General features: G+C 52.0%; 6 protein-coding genes. All 6 read left to right on the top strand.

Annotation, left to right across the window (positions count from 1 at the left end; genetic code table 11):
* A partial coding sequence (locus EDI28_RS25260; protein WP_233353509.1) for a Na(+)-translocating NADH-quinone reductase subunit A occupies positions 1–1,254 on the top strand: 1,254 nt, incomplete at its 5' end.
* Between the two features lie 3 nt (positions 1,255–1,257).
* Positions 1,258–2,502, top strand: coding sequence for an NADH:ubiquinone reductase (Na(+)-transporting) subunit B (locus EDI28_RS25265; RefSeq protein WP_128786619.1), 1,245 nt, complete (start codon positions 1,258–1,260; stop codon positions 2,500–2,502).
* Positions 2,492–3,286 carry a Na(+)-translocating NADH-quinone reductase subunit C gene (locus EDI28_RS25270; RefSeq protein ID WP_128786620.1) on the top strand — a complete coding sequence of 265 codons (795 nt, stop codon included), beginning with the start codon at positions 2,492–2,494 and terminating at the stop codon, positions 3,284–3,286. Before EDI28_RS25265 ends, EDI28_RS25270 begins: the two co-directional genes overlap by 11 nt.
* A complete protein-coding gene (locus EDI28_RS25275; protein WP_128786621.1) occupies positions 3,279–3,911 on the top strand; it encodes an NADH:ubiquinone reductase (Na(+)-transporting) subunit D in 633 nt (210 codons plus the stop codon). The genes EDI28_RS25270 and EDI28_RS25275 overlap by 8 nt, the downstream gene beginning before the upstream one ends.
* A gap of 7 nt (positions 3,912–3,918) precedes the next feature.
* Entirely contained in the window at positions 3,919–4,515 is a 597-nt protein-coding gene (nqrE, locus tag EDI28_RS25280; protein WP_107284909.1) for an NADH:ubiquinone reductase (Na(+)-transporting) subunit E, read from the top strand.
* Positions 4,516–4,536: 21 nt separating this feature from the next.
* On the top strand, positions 4,537–5,760 hold the full coding sequence (gene nqrF / locus EDI28_RS25285; protein WP_128786622.1) for an NADH:ubiquinone reductase (Na(+)-transporting) subunit F: 1,224 nt from the start codon (positions 4,537–4,539) through the stop codon (positions 5,758–5,760).
* Positions 5,761–5,804 lie beyond the last annotated feature (44 nt).

Below are 5,804 nucleotides of genomic sequence, written 5' to 3' on the forward strand. Positions count from 1 at the left end.
GCCTTGCTTGGCGAAGAATATGTTGGTATGCGTCCTACAATGCATACCCGCGTAGGGGATGTAGTGAAAAAAGGTCAGGTTCTTTTTGAAGACAAGAAGAACCCCGGCGTTAAGTTCACTGCTCCGGCCAGCGGCAAGGTTGCAGAAATTAACCGTGGTGCTAAGCGTGTTCTACAGTCCGTTGTGATTGATGTAGAGGGCGACGAGCAGGTAACATTCAACCGCTACGAAACAGCCCAGCTGGCTCAGCTAGAGCGCAGCAAGGTTGTCGAGCAGCTGGTCGAGTCAGGTATGTGGACGGCGCTCCGTACACGTCCTTTCAGCAAGGTTCCTGCGATTGATGCACAAACCCAGGCTATCTTTGTTACGGCCATCGATACCAACCCTCTGGCAGCAAATCYGGAAGTTATCATCAATGAGCAGAGCGATGCCTTTGTTGCCGGCCTGACGCTTCTTTCTCGTCTGACTGGCGGAAAAGTACTGGTCTGCAAGTCTGGTGCCAGCCTGCCTCGCTCARCGGAAGCGAATATCGAAGAGCACGTATTCAACGGCCCGCACCCTGCCGGCCTTGTTGGTACGCATRTCCATACTCTGTTTGGTGCAAACCTCGAGAATGTGGCATGGCACATCAACTACCAGGATGTTATCGCATTCGGCAAGCTGTTCCTGACCGGTGAGCTATACACCGATCGTGTGGTTTCTCTTGCCGGTCCTGTGGTGAACAACCCGCGTCTGGTCCGTACTCAAATCGGTGCCGCGATTGGGCAGATCACTGATTCAGAGATGATGCCGGGCGAGCTGCGTGTACTGTCGGGCTCGGTACTGAATGGCCTTCATGCYATCGGTCCYCATGCCTACCTTGGCCGTTACCACCACCAGGTCACTGCGCTTCGCGAAGGTCGCGAGAAGGAGTTCCTGGGCTGGATCGTGCCGGGMAAAAACAAGTTCTCTGTGACTCGCTCGTTCCTGAGCCAGTTCTTCCCTGGTCAGTTGTTCAACATGACGACATCGACCAACGGCAGTGAACGTTCAATGGTGCCAATCGGCAACTACGAAAAAGTGATGCCGCTTGATATCGAGCCGACACTGCTGCTTCGTGACCTGTGTGCCGGTGACATTGACAGTGCGCAGCAACTGGGTGCGCTGGAGCTTGACGAAGAAGATCTGGCTCTATGTACGTATGTATGTCCGGGTAAATATGAGTTCGGTCCACTACTGCGTGAGTGCCTGGATACAATTGAGAAGGAAGGGTAATTCATGAGCCTCAAGAATTTACTCGAGCAGGTCGAGCACCACTTCGAGCCGGGTGGCAAGCACGAGAGATGGTTTGCGCTTTACGAAGCGTTTGCCACTCTTATGTATACGCCGGGTCAGGTGACTCGTACCGGTTCACACGTGCGTGACAGCATCGATCTGAAACGCATCATGATCATGGTGTGGTTTGCGGTATTCCCGGCGATGTTCTGGGGGATGTACAACTCCGGCCACCAGGCTGTCGTTGCACTCAACCACATGTATGCGGGTGATCAGCTGGCGACGGTTATCGCCGGCGACTGGCACTACTGGCTGACAGAAATGCTGGGCGGCACGCTGTCGCCAGACGCTGGCTGGGGTAGCAAAATGCTCCTGGGTGCGATGTTCTTCCTGCCTATCTATGCCGTTGTGTTTGCCGTAGGTGGTTTCTGGGAAGTACTTTTCTGTATGGTGCGCAAGCACGAGGTTAACGAAGGCTTCTTTGTTACTTCTATCCTGTTCGCACTGATCGTACCGCCGACACTACCACTTTGGCAGGCGGCACTGGGTATTACCTTCGGTGTTGTGGTTGCAAAAGAAATCTTCGGTGGTACTGGCCGTAACTTCCTGAACCCTGCGCTTGCCGGCCGTGCGTTCCTGTTCTTTGCCTACCCGGCTCAGATTTCGGGCGATGCAGTATGGACAGCCGCAGACGGCTTTACCGGTGCGACGGCGCTGAGCCAGTGGGCACAGGGCGGTGACGCGAAGCTTATCAATGTTGTGACTGGCGACGCGATCACCTGGATGGATGCATTCATTGGCCGTATTCCGGGTTCAATCGGCGAAGTCTCTACGCTCGCTATCATCCTTGGCGGCGCAATGATCGTGTTCATGGGCATTGCCTCATGGCGTATTATTGCCGGTACCATGGTGGGTATGATTGCGACAGCGACTCTGTTCAATATCATTGGTTCTGACACTAACGCAATGTTCAGCATGCCTTGGCACTGGCACCTGGTTCTGGGTGGCTTTGCATTCGGTATGATGTTCATGGCGACCGATCCCGTGTCTGCTGCCTTTACCAACAAAGGTAAGTGGTGGTACGGCGCGCTAATCGGTGCAATGGCTGTTATGGTGCGTGTGGTTAACCCTGCGTACCCAGAAGGTATGATGCTAGCAATCCTGTTTGCTAACCTATTCGCACCTCTATTTGACAACCTGGTCGTTCAGGGCAATATCAAACGGAGACTCGCTCGTCATGGCAAGTAATAACGATAGCATTAAAAAGACGCTGATTGTTGTTRTCGCACTGAGCCTGGTGTGCTCTATCGTGGTATCAATGTCGGCAGTGAGCTTGCGTCCACTTCAGCAGAAAAATGCCGTACTGGATGTGCAGCGCAACATCCTTTCGGTTGCCGGTCTGCTCGAAGACGGCACTAACGTCACCGAAGCTTACCAGCAGTTCATCGAACCCAAACTGGTTAACCTTGAGACGGGTGAGTTCGTCGAGACAACTGAGGCAGGTCAGACTGCCGCAGAGTACAAGCAACGTGTCGCTGCGAAGGACAACAACCAGTCTGTCAAGCTAACCGCTGACCAGGATCTGGCGAAGATCATTCGCCGTGCAAATATTGCCACGGTTTACCTGGTCAAGGATGCGAACGAYAACACTGAGAAACTGATCCTGCCRGTTCACGGCAACGGTCTGTGGTCAATGATGTACGCGTTCATTGCGGTTGAGACTGACGGCAACACGGTGGCGGGTATCACTTACTACGAGCAGGGTGAAACYCCCGGGCTGGGTGGTGAAGTCGAGAACCCGAAATGGCGCGGTCAGTTCGAAGGCAAAAAGCTGTTTGACGATAACAACCAACCTGCTATTCGCGTAGTGAAAGGCGGYGCGGCACCGAGTGATATCCACGGTGTTGACGGCCTTTCTGGTGCGACACTAACTGGTACTGGTGTACAGCACACCTTCGACTTCTGGTTAGGCGATATGGGCTTCGGTCCATTCCTGGCGAAGGTTCGTGAGGGAGGCCTGAACAATGGCTGATACTAAAGAAATGAAGAAGATCCTGTTTGCGCCGTTTATCGACAACAACCCGATAGCGCTTCAGGTTCTTGGTGTATGTTCTGCCTTGGCAGTAACGACAAAATTAGAAACGGCGTTTGTCATGACGCTGGCAGTGATGTTTGTGACTGCATTTTCTAACCTTTTTGTATCACTGATCCGTCACCATATTCCCAACAGTGTGCGTATCATCGTGCAGATGGCCATCATTGCCTCGTTGGTTATCGTGGTCGACCAGGTACTGAAAGCGTTTGTTTATGATATTTCCAAGCAGCTTTCTGTCTTTGTCGGTCTGATCATTACCAACTGTATCGTAATGGGTCGTGCCGAAGCGTACGCAATGAAGTCGGCGCCGCTGCCGTCATTTATTGACGGTATCGGCAACGGTCTGGGTTACGGCTTCGTACTGATTACTGTTGGCTTCTTCCGTGAGCTATTGGGGTCGGGCAAGCTATTTGGTGTTGAGGTTCTGCCTCTGGTATCTGACGGTGGCTGGTATCAGCCGAACGGCCTGATGCTGCTTGCACCATCTGCTTTCTTCCTGATTGGTTTCATGATCTGGGCTATCCGTATTGTTCGTCCGGAACAAGTAGAAGCGAAGGAGTAAGGGGAACATGGAACATTATCTAAGCCTGTTGGTTCGTTCGATTTTTATCGAGAACATGGCACTTTCGTTCTTCTTGGGTATGTGTACATTCCTTGCCGTATCCAAGAAAGTAAAAACCTCTTTTGGTCTGGGTGTTGCCGTCATCGTGGTACTGACGATCGCGGTACCGGTGAACAACCTTGTTTACAACCTGCTGCTGAAAGACGGTGCTATCGTTCAAGGTGTTGACCTTAGCTTCCTGAACTTCATCACCTTTATCGGTGTTATTGCGGCATTGGTACAGATCCTGGAAATGGTGCTGGACCGCTTCTTCCCGCCGCTGTACAACGCATTGGGTATTTTCCTGCCGTTGATCACCGTTAACTGTGCCATCTTCGGTGGCGTATCCTTCATGGTACAGCGTGACTACAACTTCGCTGAATCGGTGGTTTACGGTTTCGGCTCCGGCGTAGGCTGGATGCTGGCAATCGTTGCGCTTGCGGGGATCCGCGAGAAGATGAAGTACTCTGACGTACCTCCTGGTCTGCGTGGCCTAGGTATTACATTTATCACCGTTGGTCTCATGGCGTTGGGCTTCATGTCCTTCTCCGGCGTTCAGCTGTAATCAGGATAATAGGAATAGTCAATGGATATTATTCTTGGCGTAGTTATGTTCACCCTGATTATCCTGGCTCTAGTTTTAGTGATCCTGTTCGCTAAATCTAAGCTGGTACCATCAGGTGACATTACTATCTCAGTAAACAACGATCCGGAAAAAGCGATTACAACCGCTGCCGGTGACAAACTGCTTAGCGCACTTTCGGCCAATGGTATCTTTGTATCGTCGGCATGTGGTGGCGGTGGCTCATGTGGCCAGTGCCGTGTGAAAGTTAAATCTGGCGGCGGTGACATTCTGCCGACAGAGCTTGATCACATCACCAAAGGTGAAGCGCGCGAAGGCGAGCGTCTGGCCTGTCAGGTAAACGTAAAATCTGACATGAATATCGAGCTGCCAGAAGAGATCTTCGGTGTTAAGAAGTGGGAATGTACTGTTCTCTCCAACGACAACGAGGCGACCTTCATCAAAGAACTGGTTCTTCAGATCCCTGAGGGTGAAGAAGTGCCGTTCCGTGCCGGTGGTTATATTCAGATTGAAGCTGAGCCGCACCACATTAAATACGCTGACTTCGATATTCCAGAGGAATACCGTGGCGACTGGGACAAGTTCAACCTGTTCCGCTACGAGTCTGTCGTTAAAGAGCCKTCAATCCGTGCTTACTCCATGGCGTCATACCCGGAAGAGAAAGGGCTGATTAAGCTTAACGTGCGTATTGCAACACCGCCGCCAAACAACCCTGACGTGCCACCGGGTGTGATGTCTTCATACATCTGGTCACTGAAAGCGGGTGACAAGTGTATGATTTCGGGCCCGTTCGGTGAGTTCTTCGCGAAAGAGACCGACAACGAAATGGTATTCATCGGTGGTGGTGCCGGTATGGCTCCGATGCGTTCGCATATCTTCGACCAGCTTCTGCGCCTGAAGTCCAAGCGTAAGATGACCTACTGGTACGGTGCCCGTTCCAAGCGTGAAATGTTCTATATTGAAGATTTCGATACGCTGGCCGCGGACAACGAGAACTTCGACTGGCATGTTGCCCTGTCTGATCCGCTACCGGAAGATAACTGGGACGGYTACACAGGCTTCATCCACAACGTGATCTACGAGAACTACCTGAAAGATCACGAAGCACCGGAAGATTGTGAATACTACATGTGTGGTCCGCCAATGATGAACGCAGCCGTTATCGGCATGCTGAAAGATCTTGGTGTCGAAGACGAAAACATCCTGCTGGATGACTTCGGTGGCTAAATTAGCTGCACCCCAATAAGAAATTGGCTGACCCGCTTCGGGTC

Origin of the sequence: Photobacterium chitinilyticum (genome assembly GCF_004104355.1) — a bacterium.
GTDB classification, from domain to species: domain Bacteria; phylum Pseudomonadota; class Gammaproteobacteria; order Enterobacterales; family Vibrionaceae; genus Photobacterium; species Photobacterium chitinilyticum.